The following is a 20,214-nucleotide window of genomic DNA, read 5'->3' on the forward strand; positions in this document are numbered from 1 at the left end:
AACGTAGTTGCGTTAGTTGCGAGCGCAACAATTAATGCAATAAAGTTGCATTAATTGTATTTAAAAGCACTCGAAAGGCTATTTCCCTAAAAAAAAGATTATTTATTTCGAAATTGAGTACCGATCTGCTCTCCTTATCAGCTATAAAGCTATTTTTTAAAACCAGCTTTCAGTTCACCGAAGGTCATCGCCTTGGTGACGTGCGCTAGGAGGAAGTAGACTAAGACGCCCGCACCGCCGATGGCTGCAAGCACTGGAATACGTAGCAAGCGGCTATCACTATGGAGAATGTCGTCGAGGAAATAAGCACCCACCCAAACGACGACTCCCATCGCAATACTCGCGACGAGCATCTTGCCTAGGCGTTTCCAAAATTCAGAATTTAAAGTGAGGAAGCCAGCTTTACGCAGGCCTACTAGCAACAAACTAACATTGACCCAACCCGCCACAGAAGTTGCAAGTGCACAGCCTAGGTGCAGTGGTCCATTTTTTCCTAGTAACCAAAATGCGATACCACAAAGGACGATATTCACTACAGCGGAAACGAGGGTGAACTTCATCGGTGTTTTCGTGTCCTCACGGGCAAAATAAGCTGGTTGAAGGACCTTGCTCATCACGTATGCTGGAGAACCTATGGCAAACGCGAATAGCGCTTGGCCAGCAATTCCTGCTTGAGTCGCAGTGAATTCACCGGCTTTAAAAATGCCATAAATAATGGGTTCAGCTAACACCATCATGCCAACCATTGCAGGAAGGGCGATCAACATCGCCATGGTCATCCCCGTCTGTAGGCTTTGCTGAGCTGCTTCATTTTGCTTCTTCCGCAACTTCTGAGTAATGTCTGGAAGCAGCACCACTCCAAACGCGATTCCAATCAAGCCCAATGGCAACTGGTTGATTCGATCTGAGTAAAAGATCGCACTCATCCCACCATTTTGGAAAGAAGCAACCCACTGGCCGACTAATAAGTTGAGCTGTTGAACACCTGCACTGATTAAGCCTGGGCCCATCAAGAGTCCTAACTTCACAGTATCGGAATCTATCCTCGGCACCTGAACCTTGAATCGCACTCCCGTTTTACAAGCGGCTAGTATCACGATCAAAAGCTGAACAAACCCGCCGATTGGCAGGCACCAAGCCAAAACTGCAACCTTCTGATCCAGTCCCTCAACAAAGGGTATCACCCCCAATAACCCGACAAGGAAAACGAGATTCAGTGACACATAGGAAAAGGCAGGGGCTGCAAATTTCTTATGGCTATTGAGCACTCCACTCAGCGCTGCAACTAAACAAATAAAGAACAGGTAGCTTACCGTGATTCGAGACAGATCAGTCGCCAGAGCCAACTTTTCAGCGTCAAAGCCAGATGTTAGCGCCTTGGTGATTGGCGCCATGAAAATATAGCTCACCACACAGATAATGGAGAGCAACATACTCAGTAGGATAAGAATCCTACTAGAAAAACTGAAGGCTACTTCTTCGCCTTCTTCTGCCAGTTTCCCACTATAAAGTGGCACGAAAGCCGAGTTAAATGCTCCCTCGCCCAGCACCCGGCGAAACAAATTAGGAAAGCGAAATGCGGCTACCCAGGTGTCGCCTAGTGCACCAGCACCAAAGTAGTAACTGGTCAGCATGTCGCGGGCAAACCCCGTGATACGGCTCAACAATGTGAAGCCGCTGACTGTCATGAGGGATTTTAACATCGCGACTTTCTGGAGTATTGGGTGAAACTCTCGACTATTGCTTTCGAGTCTTTGCGCTAGCTCGGCGGAGGCGGTCGTTGATAGCCACCCCCATACCAGCTTCAGCGACTGGCTCAGCGATGATCACATCGACACCACTTTCATCTAACTGACGAAGAGCGTAGAATAAACGGACTGCAGCCTCTGGGAGCTTCCCTTTGCCTGGTGATAGTTCTTCGACTTCATCCCAGTCGTGCAAGTTGATGTAGCCTTCCTTCTCAGAACCGCGATACGAGAGCAAGCCGTAGCTGAGCTCAGGATCAGGGACGAAATCCTCAGGCTTTTCAAAAACATACATTGGCGTCTCTGGAGCGTAGTGGCTCTCAAGTTGGCCTGGAGCTTCCTCTGCATTGCGCACCTTTTTAGGGCGAATGACTTTACCTATTTTTTGAAGTTCTTCTTTGACGATTGGACCAGAGCGTAGGAGATGGAATTCTGGACGCTTTTCGCCCACTTCGACACGGATGATAGTACTCTCGATACCCGCATTACATGCGCCACCATCAAGAATAAGTCCGATACGTCCGCCGAGCTCTTTCTCAACAGCAGTCGCAGATGTAGGCGAAATGCAACCAAAGCGATTGGCGCTCGGCGCTGCAATCGGAGTATTCATTTCACAACAAATAGCACGCATCACTGGGTGCTCACTCAGACGCACAGCTACTGTTGGCTGACCACTAGTAACTAGATCTGGAATAATCGATTTCTTCGGTAAGACCAAAGTGAGTGGTCCAGGCCAGAACTCAGAAATTAACTTCTGAACTACTTCGTCGAGCTCAGGTGAGAGATCGCACACATCGTGGATCTGCTCATTGCGACCAATATGGACAATCAAAGGATCAGTCGTAGGACGCCCTTTGACTTCAAATACTTTAGCAACAGCAGCTTCGTCTAATGCATTAGCTGCTAGACCATAAACTGTCTCAGTAGGCAGAGCCACAACCTCACCAGCTTTCAACTTGGTCACGGCTATTGCCACTGCGTCATCAAAACCCTCAGGGTCTGCATAAAGAATTTCTGTCTCGATTTCGTTCACCCCCATGAACTAGCGCAAGTCACCCACTTTGAACACTCTAATTTACCACACAAAAAAGCGCAGCTCCGTGAGAGGAACTGCGCTTTTAAAATATTTGGTCTAGGGGGTTAGTCGCGAGGACTAGACGCTTTCTTCCTGGAGAGTAGGAAGGATGCGAGCAACCTTCTCTTTCATCTCTTTGCCAGGCTTGAACTTAACCACTGCGCGGGGTGGGATTGGCACATCCTTGGATGGATCCTTAGGATTGCGGCCGATCTTACCTTTAACTTCACGAACCTGAAAGGCTCCGAAGTTACGCATGACCACTGAATTGCCTTTTGCTAGCTCTTCTGTGATAGAGTCGAGTGTGCCCTGAACAACGGCAAAAACCTCTTGCTGAGTGAGGCCAGTTTCGTTGCTTAGCTTAATAACTAGATCGCGCTTAGTAATTGTAACCATTTTTAGATGTGTGTAATATGAAAGTTCGCAGCCGAATTGCTGAGGGCAAATGGAGACCACATCTTGACGCTTTTGTCGCGTAAAAAATGCAACAAAGCGCAATTTTTTTTAATTCCCGTCCGAGTTTATACCAAAATGACTCTATTCTCTACCAATTTTGCCAAATGGGTGACTACATTTGCTGAGTGGTCTTGAAATGCGTTTTCGTAATTTTTGTCAGAATTTCGCTCCCATGCTTTTCCACTATGTCTCTAGCGGCTTCGACGACCCGTGAACTTGCCCCGAGGGGCATGGTCACTCCACCTCTTTCACTGGCGCGGGAAATCCAATCCACAAAACTTTCTCGTGCCAAAATAGAGGCCGCCGCCACAGCCACATCGCTCTCAGCTTTGGTCCTTTGCTGCAGTTCGATATGCGCCACTACCTCCCCTTGTTGCTCTAGAGCTCTCTGTAAAACCTCTTCACGGGCAAATTGGTCGCTGAGGGCCACAGGACAAGATGGCACCTTTTCCGCAAGACTGGCTATCACACGGGCATGCCCCCATGCTAACATGCGATTCAGGTTACCAAATTTAGTATAGAGCTCATTGTATTTCTCCGGACGCAAAGCAATAACTTCCCACACCACTCCTGGTGTAGAACGGATCAACTTAGCCAGCTTGCCAATCTTAACATCGCTAGAGATTAGCTTGGAATCCATCACCCCTTGATCCATTAAGCTTCGAGCACTCGCTTTATCCACGTAAACCCCCGCAACCACGAGTGGTCCGAAGAAATCTCCTTTACCACTCTCGTCGACCCCAAAATGGGGTTCGAACATTTCGGGCATGAGGATCTCTTCATTACCCAGCCGAGCTTCACCTAAAATTTCAGGCTCTAGCACAAACTGGACAAAGTCTTCAGTCTCCTTTCCTTGGATCAGAACCTTGGGTCCCTTTTGATAAACCGTGACGTTCAGCTTGCCTTTTTTAGCGGTATAGTGTGCGTATTGTTTTTCGAAAAATTCAAAACCACGCTCGTGAAGTAGCTGCCTGAGCTTTTCCACATCAGCCTCCTTTAGAGCTGCGGTATAACTATTCAGAGCCATACACTTTAGCCTCATAGGCAGATTGAAGTTCAGCTACGGTGCCTTCTGCTGAGTTAACAATACTATTGCCCTCGAAAGAAGTTATTGGGTGAATGCGTCTAACTGAGCTTGTCAAAAATGCCTCATCGCAGTCATGGAGCTCAGCTAGGTTCAGAGAGCGCTCACAACACGGAATATCCAGTTCTCCGCAGAGCTCAATCACAGCTTCACGTGCAATACCTGGCAGACAACCAGATTCTAAATGAGGAGTCAGGACCACACCATCCTTGACTAAAAAAAGATTGGAGGTCGCCCCTTCGCAGAGTTCTCCAGAAGTATTTAACATCAAAGCTTCATCAGCACCAAGTTGCTTAGCCTCACGCAGAGCTATAAAATTCATCGCATAGGAACTAGATTTCACTCCAACTAGCGCGGAATACTCATTTACTCGGTACGGCGATAGAACTGTAGCTGAGGTGGACTCGCGCACAGGCATTTTAGACGTCGCAATCACAGTTATTGTTGAGTCGTCGTCAAGGTAACAGGAAACCCTCACTCTACAACTGGATGTTTGGTAGCCATTTATCTCAATCAACTCCAAAATGGCCTGCCTCAGATCGCCGACTAACGGTAGAGTCACTCCAACCTTACCAGCTCCACGAAGCAGTCGCTCATAATGGTTAGAAAATCTAAATAAACGACAATGATCAACACACATTGTCTCAAAACAGCCCACTCCGAGGGTCAGCCCTTGAGCCAATCCCGAAATCATAGCCACAGCTGAGGGGCCAGTCTTGCCATTGACCCAGACCATCTCACTGTCTCGTTCTCCAGTATTCATTCTGAGGGAATGTCTAACCTTGTCATTTTACGACTGCAACTCTCATCTTTTTTACAATAGGAGGCATAAACCTCAGCGTCGGAGCTGAAGGAGGACTAGCAGGTGAATCCTCTGCCTCAGACTTTTTAAGCTCTGGCGTGATTGTCTTAAATTTTTTAAGCGCTTCTCCCAAGCTCTCAACATCTCCCCGAGCTGCCGCCTCTGAGGTATTCTAGAATGACTCTCCATCTAGCTCTTGGTTGAGATCTCATGCGCGTTAAGTCAGATCGCAACTTCTTAGGTTGAGAAATATATATGAATAATGATAGTTTTATTTAGTTGCCAAATGAAATCAGTCGGTAGGATTGGCATGTCTAAACACCAACCTCGTTTCGAGGAAATTCCTCATGTCTGTACTCTATCAGATATTATCTGAAAATTGGAAGTTAGGCTTACGGAACAAATAAAGGTGTATAAGATACGCTGGATAATCATTTAGGAGCAAGGCAGATAGTGAGGCGCATAGTGGTCTATTCGGTGCACTATCGAACGCAGCTCATGAATGATTAAACAAGCAGATTGGATGCCTTTATTTTTTCTGTGAGCCTTATCCGAGCCTATGAAAAGTTCGAGACTAGCTCGTGAGCGTGACAACTGGCATATTATGGTGACAAATATAGACGCGGAGATGATGACGGTGAAGCAGCTAGGTGAACTCTATCGATTACGCTGGAACATCGAACTCCGCTTCAAGGCATGGAAGCAATCGGGTTCAATGCATACGGCTCTGAGCCGCAAAGCCAACTCTTCGTATTTAGAAAGTCTAGTTCTAGCCTCAATGATAAGATTTGCTCTGAATTTTCGACCTCTCGCTTTGCTCAAGCACGTCGAAAGACTCAGCATGGGAAAACTATTCAAACTGACATCCAAATGGATAAGTGACTTATCTATAGCAGACATCAGAAAATAATTCAAGGTGGACATCCGTCATATGCAAATGGATCTGAGGGCGCGAAGTACGCTAGATGAACTACTCGAAGAATTAATAACCTCCTTAGCTTAACGCGCATGGGTAACCCGCTAAATACAAACAATCTAACAACCCTAACAACTCTAACAACTCTAACCAATCTACCATAAAACACTTGACCCACTATTAGCATTCAAGTAAGGGGCAACAAAAATTCCACATGACAAATAAATTCATCACTCGGACGAGCCTACTCTGGACTCTGATTTTAACACTATTTGGCACTTCCGCCTTACATGCTTTCCCGCCAGCTCCTAACTTCACGATTTATGGGATTGTCCGCGACCAAGTCGGCGTACGTATACCATCTAACGGAACAGCCTCAATAGTTCTACTCAAGCAGGGCATAAAAATTGGCCAAGCACTCATCACCAATGGCTTTATCGACTATAACTACGAATTGCAGATTCGGGTCGACGCGAACCGCCCGGGGACTGAACCTTATAAAGCTTCGGCCTACCTAGCTGACGAACAGCTAGCGCTAGCAGTAGAACTCAACGGTCAACTTTTCTACCCTATTGAGGTGTCTGGAGACCTCTCTGTCGGCCAAGGAGGCGAGAGACTACGTCTGGACCTCAACTTGGGTGAAGACAAGGATGGCGATGGCATCCCAGACACATGGGAGGAATGGCAACTCTACCAATCCGGACAACTCCCGAACAATTTAGGACAATGGGATCTCACCCAGATCTCAGCCGATGGAGATTTCGATAAAGATGGCCAACTTGATTGGGCAGAATACATCGCGGGCACATTTGCTGGCGATCACACTGACGTATTTTACTTAAAAATTAACGAGTTTGACGGCAGCTCTTCTCATTTTGAGTTTTATCAAATCACAGGGAAAGTCTATGTGCTCGAGCAGAGCTATGATCTCGTCACTTGGACTCAAGTGCCATTTTCCGTTGGCTCAGCCGCAGCAGTAGACCATCACAGTGCCTCAGCTGTTGGCGTTGTATCAGCTCAGGTATCCAGCTCATCCAGCTCATCGCGCTCCACCCTATTCCGACTCACAGTAAGATGAAATCTATCACCTTTTATTCCCTCCTACTCTTCATCGCTATCCAAGGCTCGGCCCTGGCCCAGTGGAAGACTGAAACTTACCAGCTAAAGGGAGGCTGGAACGCTATTTACCTGCACGGAGACGCCAGCTACACCACGCTGGATGATCTACTATCGGATGGAACAGCGACTAATATTTCAGAAGTCTGGAGATGGAATCAAGGTTCCTCATCGGTTCTTTATACAGAGAATCCTTCAGTTCAGTCACCCGGCACACCCGAGTGGTCTATTTGGAAACGAGGAGACGCAGCCAACAATACTCTCACCAAGCTCACCGCCAATTCTGGCTACTTGGTGCGCTGCACGGGAACTAGCTCAGACACTCACTCCGTAGCTCTGATACTTTCCCCTAGACCACCGAAGGCACAATGGGTCAGAGAGGGCGCTAACTTGCTGTCCTTTCAAACCAAACGTAGTGCTCCGGCTTCAATCTACAACTTTTTCTCTACGGCGTTCCCCGGCCCGGTCACGGGTTCAGATATCTATAAATACATTGGCGGTGATTTGAGTGCATCGAACCCACTCAAAATATTCTCTCCTAGCTTTGAGAACTTAAACCGCAATCAAGCATACTGGTTTGAGGCTGAAGTGGTGAGTGATTATCATGGCCCAGTAGAGGTCAAGTTGAGTAACCCTAAAGGAGTTCTGTTTTCTAGTGAGGGTGGCCTGGTGAAGATGACTCTGAAAAATCTTACGCAAGCTACACAGCAACTGACAATCACACCTACAGCCAGTGGCTCTCCTCCTACTGGACAAACGGCAATCCAAGGCAGCGTTCCTTTGGCTATTAGATCTTTTGACGCACAGCAAATTACTTACGTAAACACGCCACTCACTACGACTGCTGTGACTCTGCAGGCAGGTGAGTCTGTCGAGTATAGCTTGGTAGTCGATACTACAGCTGCGAGTGTTAGCTCAGCTACTGAAGGGAACTACTTTGGTTCACTGCTTACGATTACAGATGCAGCTGCGCTGATCGAGTATGAACTGCCTGTGTCCTTTACCAAGGGTAGCGTGGTTGGATTGTGGTTGGGTGAAATCAGCGTGACTCACATTCCCTACACTCCGAAGGCTCAATCTATTGTGGGTTCCGCGGGTCAGGTGACTGGCGTAAACATCGTGGGACGTCAACCGGAAGGTTATGCCGTAGCTCCAGTTGTTAGCGTGTCCCCACCGTCAGTGCAGGGTGTGCAGGCTGTTATCACTGCTAATATAAGCGGTGGAACGATCAGTTCCTTTACGGTCACGAATCCGGGCAGTGGTTATGAAAAGGCTCCAGGAATTAGAATTGCGGCACCTCCAGCTTCTTCCTCGACACCTCTGCCTAAGCCAATGCCGCTACGTTTGTTGATGCATCTTGATAATGCTGGAACAAACAAGCTCCTATCTAATGTGTTTTTAGGGACTTTGGATGTCTCGGGCGAGTTAGGTCTGACCACTTCTGAGGCCTTGCTCGACTCAGACACACTAGAGGGCGCCTCGCGCTTCAGTGTTGCTCATCTCCCTCTCGACGTTGTGACTGCTGGAACTTGGCTTGCTGGAGGCATACTTCGTCATCAAGTTGACATTCCATACAATGATCCAACGAACCCATTCGTGCACCAATACCACCCAGATCACGATAACTTGGATGCTCGATTCGAGACTTCACTTGCTGCAGGTGACGAATCACCAAGCATCCGCCGCACACTCTACTTCGAATTCACTACGACAGAACCGACTGGCGGCTCTACCCCACTCGGCTGGGGAAGCTCCATTCTAGGAGGGAACTTCACCGAGACTCTCGAAGGTATCCACAGCGACCCGATCACTCTCAAGGGACACTTTCAAATCCAACGTGTCAGCAGCATCCCTACTCTTACTCAATAAAACTCTTCGAATCCTTTTAAAATTATGAAAACCATCCGCAAAAGCACCCTTTCTGGCCTCTTCGCCGGTATTCTTGCTAGCCACTCTGCACTTGCTGCAGATGTGTCTCCTCTGGTCAACTACCAGGGCTACGTCACCGACTCCAACGGAGATGCCATCGGAATTGGCTCTCCAGTCAACCGTAAGATGCTGTTTAAAGTCTACGATGCAGCCTCTGGAGGAAACTTACTTTGGACGGAGGAGCACACCGCCACTCTATCCGAAGGACGGTTCAGTGTTCTTTTGGGAAATGGTGCACAATTTGGCTCGGACGCGCACGACGGTCTCAATAGCGTCTTCGCTACTGCATCAGTAGCAGAATACTACGTCGGCATCACCGTCGATGATGGTGATGACATCCTTAACGGAACCGACACAGAGATCTCCCCTCGCCAGCGCATTGTCAGCTCAGTGTTCGCTCTGCGTGCAGCCAGTGCTGATAGTGTGACAGCAGGAACAGACCTCTCTCTCGGCACAGACAATGGTCTAGGACTTTATTCTGGCAGCAAGCAATTCGGTGGCAACACCATCAACGGCCCTGTGCTTTACGGTAACGGCGGCGGTGTGCTGGGGAGTCAGACTGGCAGCACACAGACAACAGCCCTTAGCTGGGACGCAGCAGGTAAGCTGATAGCGGCAGACGACCTAGATGTGACTGGAGATCTCGATGTGGCTGGTAATTTGACTTTAGCCAAAACTTTAGATTTAGGAGTGGCTGGTAAATTAAACCTAAACCAACGTAAGCTCAATTTCTATGGCCCAGTTGACACCACTAATTATATGCAGTATGTCGCAGCTCCGACTCAAGGTCCGGGGATTTATGGTTACGACGGGGGAATTCTTGGAGCTAATAGCCCAACGAAAGTCGACACACTCAAGTGGAATAAAGATGGCGTGAATATCACGGGTGGACTAACTGCGACAGGCACGGTGACAGGTGCACATATTACGACTGGCGGCACGGTGACTGCTAGCGTTTTGAGCTCTGGAGGGACTATTACTGGAAGAAATGGCCATTTTACCGCGTCGGAGCTAGGGACGACCTTTGGCCAAGGTGCCCACATCGAGTGGAACCGTATGGACAATAATGGATCTACCTATATCATGAATCACAAAGGAACAGGCATCGGAGGGATTCGTTTTGGTGAAGTGACCAGTGATAAGACCTTTACTCTGGGCATGTTTCTAACTGCAGACGGTTTAAGTGTGGAGGGAAACGTGGCGGCGGATGGTAAATCTGTAGTCACAGGAGAAGAAATGCTTAGGATGTTGCGAGGGACTGTTAGTTTAAATGGAGTAATCACTCATGGTAGCGGCTATACCGTCACCAAAAGCGCTACAGTTACCGGCCTTTATTTAGTTAAATTTAATACAGACTTCTCAAGTATTCCCTCAGTCACAGCTAATATAAAGGAAGATGTTGCTACTCAGGCTGCAATTAACACTAGTAGGCATCACGGGTTCGTCACCATAATGAATACCAACGCGAGTTCATTTTGGTATAAAGTATATGGTGGAGATGGTGTCCCCAATAGAGACCTTGGTGTAACCTTCATTGTGATGGGTCCAAGATAGGTTGGATACTGCGCCTCACATTTTTTTAATAAACTCATAGTCGGATATGAAACGAATCATCATCACCCTCCTTGCTGCCTTCAGCGTGGCCAGTCCACTTCTCGCACAATCCTTCCAGGTGGATGCTAGGATTGAGAACGCCGCGACCCAAGGGAGCTTAAGCACTCCTACCGGACCTTCGGCTACAGGAGTGCAGTTTGGTGGATTGGGGGCGAGTAATGCCTCATCGAATGCTATTAGCACAGACAGTGAGCTGACGACTCGCTATCCATCAAATACGGCAAAGACGCTAGTGTTCCAACATTCTTTTATAGGTAGCGCCTTCGCCTCTGGCGTGCCTCGCTACAATATCGGCGACCAGATCTTGCCTCCACTCGTGCAGGAGGACGGGATCACTCCTGCCCCAGAGGGCTACTGGCGCAAAAAGCCATTGACCGCTGGTGAAACCATCGCCGGAGACCTTAGTGCGCTGATCCCAGATGGCACCGTAGAAGTTCTTACGAGTAATACTAATACCAGCACGGTCACGGTCGTTTTTGTGCCGCCATCACTCAAGGTGGGCTATTCCATACTCGGACAACCGATCAGCGACATTGACAGCAATACAATCACTCTCGCAGGAAACGCCAATCAAACGATCACCACCTCAAGTGTCCAGACCTACATTCCCTCGACTTCCTATTACTATAGCCCCCATGCGGAAAAGGTCTTCGCCGCTCAGGCCGGGTCAGTGAATGTCACTTGGGTCACCGAGCAACCGACCACAGCTGAGCCGATTGCCTACTCGTTTTTAGGGGAGAGCTTTGGCGTCTCCGCCAATGCCTCCCAGACTCCCCGCACCATTTATTGGACTCAGAATGGCTTCGACGGCCCCAGTGTCGTGGTCTCGGACGGACGTGTCATCAGCGTCAACCCAATCTACACGCCCAATGTCCCCAAGGCGGTCAAAACCGAAGTTCTTTTGCCTGGCGCTTCATCAGACATATCCAACTTGAAAACCCTCTACTTTGATAAGCAGGCAGGCAGTGCCTCGCTCAAAGCCTACAACGTCGAAGGACGCATCATGATCGAATATCTAGGCGATATTCGTGCAGGTAGTGATATCCATCACCACCTCGGGATTGACGTCGTAGACATCAAGCGCCTTCCCGAAGTGCGCTATGCGGAAACCTACCTAGGGCAAGAGATCTTGTCTGGTGAAGGCGACGCAGAACTAGTGGCATCCAGCCTCAACAGCACCTCACAAAACTCCAGAAGCTATTACGGCACCTCTGTGAATTCCGATAACTCACTTTCCTATTTTGCCGAAGTCAGCACAAGCCCAGAGAATCAACCCGACAATGGACTTCCCGCTGGGCTCAATGCCTACAATAAGGTTGCTTTCTATTGGCTCGCGCAAGGACAATTCGGCACCCAGTGGCCGAGCTTTCAGACCCGCTATTGGCTGCGTTGGTCACCGAATCTCAGTGACTATGAGTTCAATACGGTCGACAGCGCCGGAAGCACACCTGAGGACGGCATCGCATTTACAGGAGGCCAACTACCAAACCTCGTTTTTCAAGATGACCCTAGCGAAACGGAAGCGCAGATCGACCTCAATACCCAGCGCCTGTTCGTCAACTTCCGCTCTGGAAATCAACGAAACCGCTCACTTCTCAAATTCTCAAATGGAGCGGGAACTTGGTATGTAAATCTCTATTCGCAGGCTGAGGATCGGGCGTATACTGCCCCATTAGCAAAGACAGCACGTAAAACGATTGTTGAAGTATCTGACACCAGCTCCAGCCAAATTGGCGATCTAGTTTGGGTGCAGGGAAATGAGAAAAATCATGTGGCCTATATCTTAGCTATTATCGACAAAACTCATGTTCAAGTGAGTCTCAGCGAAGAGGGCGAAGAACTCCCTTCAGAGTATATAGCGCTTCATACATGGCGAAACGACGTGCGGGTCCTAACGCTATCCAGGGCTGAGACTAATATATCTCACCAAGGGAACTTCCAACAATTCGATGTAGGGAGCACCCTAGGACTAGAGGTCGGTATGTATGTGACGGATCTCACTAATGAGGAAACTCATAGAATTGTGCGAATCCTTGACGATTCTGTGATCGAGATCGATCAAGCGCTAGCAATAGGGACTTATAGCTTCACCTTCACCACTGAACCCAATGCTCAGGCACCATTAGTAGCCACGGCAACAGTAGGAACCAGAATTTCTCCACCGGCAGGTCATGAACTCGCAGGTCACATCTCCAGCGGTGACCTCTATTCAACTTCCGCCTATATCGACCCAATCGCACAGGGTATTGAGGCCGCTAATTCGGGTGCCATTATTCCAGTCAACGCGGTGCCAGGTAAAGATAAGTTGACCGTTCGTTGGTTCAAGAAAGTTGCCGCCAAAGCTGATGGGTTCCAATCCTTTTATATTCCAGGAAAGGTCGGCCACTACACCATCGAATATCCTAGTGCAGCGCCTGTGATTACCATCGCAGAGGGCATCGGCACTGGCGACCTGTCTATCGACAAGATTGACCCAGAAATCTATTACCAAAATGATCCGGCTCAGGTGGGCTACAATCCCAATGAAGAGCACTCACTCTACCTAGGAGGACGGGGCTACGCCCTGCGTGAGGATCTGAATGTTATCACTGGCGCAGATTACACATCGGAGCCCTACTTGTTGCTTGCCTATACGGATGCAGATGATCAGCGCCCAAACATGGCAGCCTACAGGGTTCAGCGCACCAGTGCATCACACACATTTGAATATGAAGCGACTGCTGGCACTTTGCTGAACCTCCCATACCCCCTGCCTCTGATGCCACTGCCCATGCCAGCCAATACAGAGGGTAAGCTGGTGAGTCTTAACTTTGAAAGTGGTGTGGAAGCGCCTGAGAATTCAAATCTGACAGAAAATCAAAGCTACAAGCATTTCACCTTCAATGACCGTAAAGGTTACACATGGGTGCATCGTGGAACTCATGAGGATCTAGGTGACCTCGCATTTCATTCTGCAACCTATGGCACTGCTTCAAACTTCGTGTATGTCAATGAGAAGATTAGCGCTCAATTTGGAAAATCGACTCCGATCGTAGTTGGAACAGACACAATGGGGAGCGATCCTAATGCTGGCACCGTAGACATTCTCCGTGTAAACTATTGGTCAGACATTCAACAACGTTTGGTATTTGACTACTTTTCAGATGGTGATGATTTGGTGCTCAGAAACCTAGAAAAGCGTCTCACGATGAGACTTTATTATCCGACTCAAGATGGCTTCTTCATTCCTGGTCACACCTCGCAGCCAGCATTGGGCACGGCAGTTCCTTTCCTTCGCGAGCTTTCACTGTCTGGCTCTACACTGGATCTTGGACAGATCGATAAAGACGAAACACACGAACCTCTCGCAATTAGCTACCGCCCAAAATGGCCAGATAATGTGCCTAAACTGCGTATGGGTGAGACGCTCACTCTACCAAAGTTTGGACTTCCGCAAGTGCGTGGTCAAAAAAGTGCCCACGTCCTCTATCAGCAATCCCTAGCCAACGGCTCGGACTCGACCGGCAGTGTTCTGTTGCATGACCCAACACGTGAGAAAGTCTACACTTTTGGTGACGACCTTGACAAATTGCCAAAGACCTTGAAAATCACCAGTTATCAAGGGAAAATTTTCTTCCAGAGAGCTCCCGCTCACCTACAGCAACGTTTCTATTTTGATCCATTGCGTGGCGCCAAAGGCGAACTAGTGCTGCTCGGCGAATTTCACGATGTGCCCGCAGGTGAGGACTACCTCGATCTCAATGTGCTGTCAGCTAAAGACGTCAAAAAACTCAAAGATCTCATCCCAGACGATGACACCAATGAAGACAAGTGGGATACAGCCATCGATCATCTCTCGACCGTTGTCGAAACCTTCCGTGAGCACGCTTCGCAGAATGGCACTTTTGAGCCTGACTCTAGCCTAAACGATACACTCACTGTTACTCAGGCAGCTTATATCACTAACTCTGACACGGCTGTGGATAGCTACGCGGTTACAGCGACCGGCAAAGGCATAGGTTATGTGACCATGGTGTTTGGCAATGGTAAAGCCACCAACCTCACACCAGAAGGTGACCCCGTTCAGGTGAAGATTTTCGAAGTCGAACAACGCCTTTACACAGGAGACCTTAAAGTGATTCAGTCCAGCAACCCACTCGATGAGCAGGTTTCCCTACGTCACAGTGGTGACTTCGCTGCCAAGGTAGAAGACTACGACTTCGAATGGCGTTGGTCTCCGGGTGCCGCAACAGCTCCACTCACCTACATCAATGCGATGGATGAAAAAATTGGTTCATCGGTGCTCTGGCGGATTATCGATGGTCCTGGAGCCGCCCTCCCAACATCAGCTCAATATGCAAGTGCCTCCGCTCAATCAATCGGTTCGGCAATCACCGTGTATCCAACTGGATACGACGCGGCGCAGCAAAGCGCAGGCTATCCGTCTATCGTTTTGAAATCTGAGAACAATTTAGACTTCTCAGCAGGAGTTCCTAATAGCGTTGTGTTCAGTGCTGAACTTGGAGATTTTGATGGATTCGCCCTCTACATAAATGGCGTCAACGCCCTAGCCCACAATGCTCCGGCGGCCTTCTTTGAATCAACTGGTGCAGCATCTGGCATAGTCGATGGCGCACTTAGCAAACAATTCAATGTTCCAGCCTCCTTCTTTACCCAAGGAGAAAACAAAGTGGAAGTTGCCATCTTCACAACCGCTGATGCAGCAGCACAGTCCGTGCTGAGCTTCCGCGTGGATGCCGCCTCACGCCAGGAAGATCCCAACTTCAACACCACTTGGCTAACGGCCTCGGATCCAAACGGACTCAACTCAAATATTGCCTTGGTCGGGGGAGATCCTTCTATCCCGTTCGGAGCATCCCACTTCGTGCTCAATGACCGCTGGTTCACCCTACGTTATCGCCCGACAGTAGCAGGCCACCTGCTACAAAATCAGTGGTCAGACTGGACGTCTCCGATGTTTGTCGAAGGTTGGATCAAGCGTGTTCTCGCTGCGATCAATCCATCACAGCAACGTATGACAAACCTTTACGAGAATGCCATCGATAGTGACGTAAGTGTTGTCACTCAGGCTGGCACTCGCTGGGAGGGAGACATTGCGCTCAATCTAGATAATATCAATGACACTGGCCTCATCGAGATCTACGAAACTGTGCTCAACCGCGCGCGCTCGATGAGTATCGATGCCAACGTCAACGATCCAGACACCAACAATGCGCTTCTGCTCGCTGCTGGTTACCTCAATGATCTTTATAACATCCTAGGAAACGAAGCCTATGCTGATGCAGCGAACCCTACTATCTCTATTGATGATCAAAGTGGCGCGACCGAGGTCAACACAAGTCGCTTCTCGTTCGAGAGCCAAGTTGCTAGCTCTCTAGATGAAGAACTAGCACTACTTCGTGGACGTGACGATCTCGTCAGCCCAGGAGCGAGAACTGCTCCTGCCTATAATCGACTCTACTGGAACTACACTCGCGGTATTAATAGCGGGGAAGTCCTCTACGCGGTGAACTACAATATCCGTGAAAAAGCCGGCTCAGACACAGCCAACGGCATAATCGATGAAGAGGATGCTCAGCGCATGTTCCCACAGGGTCATGGTGATGCTTACGGTCATTATCTCACGGCATTGAAAGGATACTATCGTCTGCTCAGTAGTCCGAACTTTGATTGGATTCCACGTGCCGAGGCTGTGACCGTTCTGGGCCAGCCAGTCACGATTGATTACCATGATGAGCGCAAGTTTGCTTCATCAGCAGCCAACCTAGCCAGAGCGTCCGAGCAGATTCTTAATCTCACCTACCGTAAGAACTACCAGGACGACCCAGGCCGTGGTTGGTCACATCTCCGCGATGATCGCGGTAACAACCCTAGCTCAGGAATCACTCCCAAACAGGGACTAGAGGAATGGACTAGTCGTGCCACTCAGGGAACTTACTACCACTGGGCTTTAGCCAACTCCTTGGTGCCAGCTGTTGATAATGTGAACCAAGGGATTCAAAAAATTGACCGCACCACCGTGCCTGAACTAGGACTACTCGTCGCTTCTGTCACGGGCTTCCAAACTCTGATCGATAATGCGAATGCTCACCTCAATCCACTTGGCCTCAGCCAGGTGCTGTGGCATTCGATATCTCGCCTACTGAACTTGAAAATGGTGAATCGCACTTCGAGCAAATTTACACTCGTGCTAAACTAGCGATGAACAACGCAGCGGGAGCATTCAACCGCGCAGCAGTAATGTCGCGCTCGCTACGTAGCCAAGAAACTCAGCTCAATGACTATGACGCTCAGCTAGCTCAGCAAGAATTAGCTTACACCAAGCAATTAATCGAGATTTACGGACGTCCATACAATGGTCACGTAGGTGCTGGTCAGCTCTACGCTCAAGGGCACACCGGTCCTGACCTGTTGCGCTGGTTTATTGTTGATCAGCCTAATGACTTAGCCAACCCTGCTGAAGAGTTTACGATAGAGATAAACGTAGCAAAGGATGAGATCACAAGCGATGGACCAGATCTAATTGCAAACATACAATCTCGTATCAATGCCGCGACTCCAGCAGATGACGCAATACTCTATGACAAGAAAACGGTGACGGTTCAGCCAGGGCAGTTTGTTCAATACAATAAAATATGGGAATCAAACCTAGGATCTCGCCCTGAGACTGGAGAGCTACAGCAGGTTCTCTACGAAGCGCATCGTAATTTCTTAATTCTCACAGAGATCGGTGAGACTTACGGGGACGAAGAAGAATTACTCCAATACTCGGCTGCGTCATTCCGTGAGTTGCTAGCTAGTCACAAAGCGCGTCTCAGTGCTTCTTCGACTGCTCATGCTGAAATTGTTCGAATCGACAAAGTTATTGCAGGTTTGGAGGTAACACAAGCAAATGCTGACTTCGTTGCAGATCTGTCACTAGTGATAAGTGATACTGTTGCTGAATACCTACCGACAAATGTAGGTCTATCAGTTGATGCAACCTCGCCCGCTCGGGGAGCAGTTAAGACGGTGGGAGCGATTGTATATGGGATTAGTAAAATTATATCTCTAACGTATGAATCAGATGCAAGATCAGAGGAAGGTAAATCTCTCCAGAAGGAACTAGATCTTGACCAAGCATTAACCGACTTAGAATTCAGTCTTGAGGCGCGTCAAGCTGCCTACGAGCTGCAAGCCCAATGGTTAGAGCTATCTGGCACCACTCGCGATCTCTACACCTACTCACTCGACTATCAGCGTTCGCTTGAAAAAGTGCGCAGCACATTGGCTAAAGGGCTTCGCGTTCAAGAGGAACGTGAGCTATTCCGCCAGCGCGCCGCAGCGATCATCCAAGGCTACCGCACTAGCGATCTGTCCTTCCGCTTGTTCCGCGATGAATCACTAGAGCAATACCGCACACTCTACGATCTCGCTGCTCGTTACTGCTACCTTGCAGCCAAGAGCTACGACTACGAAACTGGTCTTCTCGGTTCTGACGAAGGACAGGAAGTCTTCTCTCAGCTAGTCTCCTCAAGAGCACTTGGTGATATTCAGGATGGTGAACCACAAGCCACCACCAGCACACTCGCTGATGCAGGACTTGCCGGCACCATGGCGCGACTCGCTGCTGATTTCTCAGTGGCTGAAGGACGTCTCGGGATCAACAACCCAGATCAATACGGCACGGTATTCTCACTCAGAAAAGAGCTATTCCGTATCATGGATGATCCAGCAATCACCATCGATGATGAAACCTGGCGTCAGACGCTCCAGCTTCATATGGTCTATGACCTAATGGCTGACGAAGACATCGCGAACCAATGTCTAGGCATCGCCAGTGCAGATGGCGGCGCAGTGCCAGGCATCGTAATTAGCTTCAGCACCACGATTGAGCAAGGGAAGAACTTCTTTGGACTACCTCTCGCAGGTGGTGACCACGCCTATAGCGCCTCCAGTTTTGCCACAAAGATCCACAGCATCGGAGTCTCCCTCCCTGGTTACGTCGGGATGGATCCTTATGCTTCTGGTAGTGTGAATGCTGGTGCTCCTGCAGGTTCTTCAGAGAATGCACTCAGTGCGACGCCGTATCTCTACGTCATCCCTTGTGGAGTGGACTACATGTTGGCTCCGCCGATTGGCGAAGTGAACACGCTGAGATCTTGGAAGGTCGACGACCAAGCATTACCGCTACCATTCAACCTCGGAGCAAGTGATTTCAACAGTGGGCAGTTCTTCAATACAAACGGTTCGCTCTCTGAGCAACCATGGGTGAATCGAAAGCATCAGGCATTCCGAGCCGTAGCAGACGCTAGTTTCTTCTACAGCCGCGTGCCTGCTGAGTTCACCAACAGCCGATTGGTTGGAAGAAGTGCCTGGAACAGCAAATGGAAAATAGTCATCCCAGCCTACACCCTGCTCAACAACGAGCAGAACGGCTTGGACAATTTTGCAAATACCGTCAAAGACATTCAGCTATTCCTTCGCACCTACTCCCATTCAGGTAATTAATGAAGGCCATACTCGCTATAGGCATTTGTGTCACCGCCATTGTATTGATCGCCGTTGGTATTGTGACTCGCTCTCCAACGAGTCCAGAGCAAACCCACAGCAGCATTGCTAAGTGGTCACATAAAGCTGACGAGGAACTTACTGATTCCGCAGAGGTTTTTAAGAAAGCCTTCTGGGCACATCCATTAAAAGAAGACAAAATCGAACACGCTGTCCGTCTTCACTGGTTAGACGATGGCGAGGTCTATAAATGGCAATGGTTTATCCATGTGCATCCGTCGCCAGAGCTCGTTGAAAAACTCATCAAACGCAATAGTTTCCGACTGGACTCAAGCTCGGATATAGAACTCCCGTCCAATCCGCCAACATGGTTCTCACCTCCGGCTAATGGCCAGACTCTCAGTTCTCCGGACCAAGAGATGACTATATGGTTTGACCCCGAGAGTAGCCTCATTGTGGCTTGGGGTCAGGGAAAAGGCTTCACTCAAAATGTGGCTGCACCACCACAAAAACCGGCAAACGAGGTAATTCCTCAAGCTAGGAGACTCCCCAATTCGCGCCCACCAACGGACAGAAAAACTAAGCTCTGAGCGAAATCAAGCCGTGCTCTGTCCAAAACTGCTACGCCCTATTGAATAGATTGGATCTAAGAGCTCACATTCCGGCGATAACAACAGGCGTGTCGGATGAAGCGCTTTTACCGCTAAAAAGCGAAAATCCCGAAAAGAGTTGAAATAAGTGTTCCGCATTCAGGGTTTTGGAGATGAAGCGATTCCAGCACGATAGAGCGATTTTTGACAGAATTTACAGAATGTAACAGAATTTCAATGCTGACTACTTACTACTAAATACTGTCTGCTACTGACGCTGCAAAAACGCCCCAGTCGCTTTACCATACTCAGAATTTACCACTTTATTTATCGCCGGAATGTGAGTAAATTTCTGTCAAACTTACCGTCCTCTAGATCTTAAAACATGCTAGAGTTG

General features: G+C 48.9%; 12 protein-coding genes. 7 read left to right on the top strand and 5 right to left on the bottom strand.

Annotated elements, in window-relative coordinates; translation table 11 throughout:
- Positions 1-149: 149 nt before the first annotated feature.
- The 5 genes from murJ to BSZ32_RS02805 form a co-directional block, all read right to left on the bottom strand.
- Positions 150-1,703, bottom strand: coding sequence for a murein biosynthesis integral membrane protein MurJ (gene murJ / locus BSZ32_RS02785; protein WP_105042010.1), 1,554 nt, complete (start codon positions 1,701-1,703; stop codon positions 150-152).
- Between the two features lie 34 nt (positions 1,704-1,737).
- Entirely contained in the window at positions 1,738-2,784 is a 1,047-nt protein-coding gene (locus tag BSZ32_RS02790; protein ID WP_240610547.1) for an L-threonylcarbamoyladenylate synthase, read from the bottom strand.
- Between the two features lie 114 nt (positions 2,785-2,898).
- The gene (locus BSZ32_RS02795; RefSeq protein ID WP_105042011.1) at positions 2,899-3,216 is read right to left on the bottom strand and encodes an HU family DNA-binding protein; all 318 of its coding nucleotides are present in this window, start codon (positions 3,214-3,216) and stop codon (positions 2,899-2,901) included.
- 172 nt (positions 3,217-3,388) lie between these two features.
- Positions 3,389-4,303: a ribonuclease HIII gene (gene rnhC / locus BSZ32_RS02800; protein ID WP_105042012.1), complete on the bottom strand. Its 915-nt coding sequence runs from the start codon at positions 4,301-4,303 to the stop codon at positions 3,389-3,391.
- Positions 4,290-5,123 (bottom strand): aminotransferase class IV, encoded by an 834-nt coding sequence (locus BSZ32_RS02805; RefSeq protein WP_105042013.1) that lies wholly within the window; start codon positions 5,121-5,123, stop codon positions 4,290-4,292. The genes rnhC and BSZ32_RS02805 overlap by 14 nt, the downstream gene beginning before the upstream one ends.
- 598 nt (positions 5,124-5,721) lie before the next feature.
- Between BSZ32_RS02805 and BSZ32_RS02810 the strand changes: the two genes are divergently transcribed.
- The 7 genes from BSZ32_RS02810 (at position 5,722) to BSZ32_RS02840 (ending at position 19,817) form a co-directional block, all read left to right on the top strand.
- Complete coding sequence (locus BSZ32_RS02810; protein ID WP_105042014.1) at positions 5,722-6,072, top strand: transposase; 351 nt, start codon at positions 5,722-5,724, stop codon at positions 6,070-6,072.
- 220 nt (positions 6,073-6,292) lie between these two features.
- Entirely contained in the window at positions 6,293-7,156 is an 864-nt protein-coding gene (locus tag BSZ32_RS02815) for a hypothetical protein (protein WP_105042015.1), read from the top strand.
- The gene (locus tag BSZ32_RS02820; protein ID WP_105042016.1) at positions 7,153-9,063 is read left to right on the top strand and encodes a hypothetical protein; all 1,911 of its coding nucleotides are present in this window, start codon (positions 7,153-7,155) and stop codon (positions 9,061-9,063) included. Before BSZ32_RS02815 ends, BSZ32_RS02820 begins: the two co-directional genes overlap by 4 nt.
- 24 nt (positions 9,064-9,087) lie before the next feature.
- Positions 9,088-10,677 carry an AsmA family protein gene (locus BSZ32_RS02825; protein WP_105042017.1) on the top strand — a complete coding sequence of 530 codons (1,590 nt, stop codon included), beginning with the start codon at positions 9,088-9,090 and terminating at the stop codon, positions 10,675-10,677.
- 46 nt (positions 10,678-10,723) lie between these two features.
- Positions 10,724-16,936 (top strand): hypothetical protein, encoded by a 6,213-nt coding sequence (locus BSZ32_RS02830; protein ID WP_105042018.1) that lies wholly within the window; start codon positions 10,724-10,726, stop codon positions 16,934-16,936.
- Positions 16,937-16,938: 2 nt separating this feature from the next.
- The gene (locus tag BSZ32_RS02835) at positions 16,939-19,227 is read left to right on the top strand and encodes a hypothetical protein (RefSeq protein WP_129589560.1); all 2,289 of its coding nucleotides are present in this window, start codon (positions 16,939-16,941) and stop codon (positions 19,225-19,227) included.
- A complete protein-coding gene (locus tag BSZ32_RS02840; protein WP_105042020.1) occupies positions 19,227-19,817 on the top strand; it encodes a hypothetical protein in 591 nt (196 codons plus the stop codon). The genes BSZ32_RS02835 and BSZ32_RS02840 overlap by 1 nt, the downstream gene beginning before the upstream one ends.
- Positions 19,818-20,214 lie beyond the last annotated feature (397 nt).

Origin of the sequence: Rubritalea profundi (assembly GCF_002954445.1) — a bacterium.
Lineage (GTDB): Bacteria > Verrucomicrobiota > Verrucomicrobiia > Verrucomicrobiales > Akkermansiaceae > Rubritalea > Rubritalea profundi.

Excerpts from the sequence above, each read along its gene's own strand:
- murJ (WP_105042010.1), bottom strand. The coding sequence starts at position 1,703 with ATGTTAAAATCCCTCATGACAGTCAGCGGCTTCACATTGTTGAGCCGT.
- BSZ32_RS02790 (WP_240610547.1), bottom strand. The coding sequence starts at position 2,784 with ATGGGGGTGAACGAAATCGAGACAGAAATTCTTTATGCAGACCCTGAG.
- BSZ32_RS02795 (WP_105042011.1), bottom strand. The coding sequence starts at position 3,216 with ATGGTTACAATTACTAAGCGCGATCTAGTTATTAAGCTAAGCAACGAA.
- rnhC (WP_105042012.1), bottom strand. The coding sequence starts at position 4,303 with ATGGCTCTGAATAGTTATACCGCAGCTCTAAAGGAGGCTGATGTGGAA.
- BSZ32_RS02805 (WP_105042013.1), bottom strand. The coding sequence starts at position 5,123 with ATGAATACTGGAGAACGAGACAGTGAGATGGTCTGGGTCAATGGCAAG.
- BSZ32_RS02810 (WP_105042014.1), top strand. The coding sequence starts at position 5,722 with ATGAAAAGTTCGAGACTAGCTCGTGAGCGTGACAACTGGCATATTATG.
- BSZ32_RS02815 (WP_105042015.1), top strand. The coding sequence starts at position 6,293 with ATGACAAATAAATTCATCACTCGGACGAGCCTACTCTGGACTCTGATT.
- BSZ32_RS02820 (WP_105042016.1), top strand. The coding sequence starts at position 7,153 with ATGAAATCTATCACCTTTTATTCCCTCCTACTCTTCATCGCTATCCAA.
- BSZ32_RS02825 (WP_105042017.1), top strand. The coding sequence starts at position 9,088 with ATGAAAACCATCCGCAAAAGCACCCTTTCTGGCCTCTTCGCCGGTATT.
- BSZ32_RS02830 (WP_105042018.1), top strand. The coding sequence starts at position 10,724 with ATGAAACGAATCATCATCACCCTCCTTGCTGCCTTCAGCGTGGCCAGT.
- BSZ32_RS02835 (WP_129589560.1), top strand. The coding sequence starts at position 16,939 with ATGAACAACGCAGCGGGAGCATTCAACCGCGCAGCAGTAATGTCGCGC.
- BSZ32_RS02840 (WP_105042020.1), top strand. The coding sequence starts at position 19,227 with ATGAAGGCCATACTCGCTATAGGCATTTGTGTCACCGCCATTGTATTG.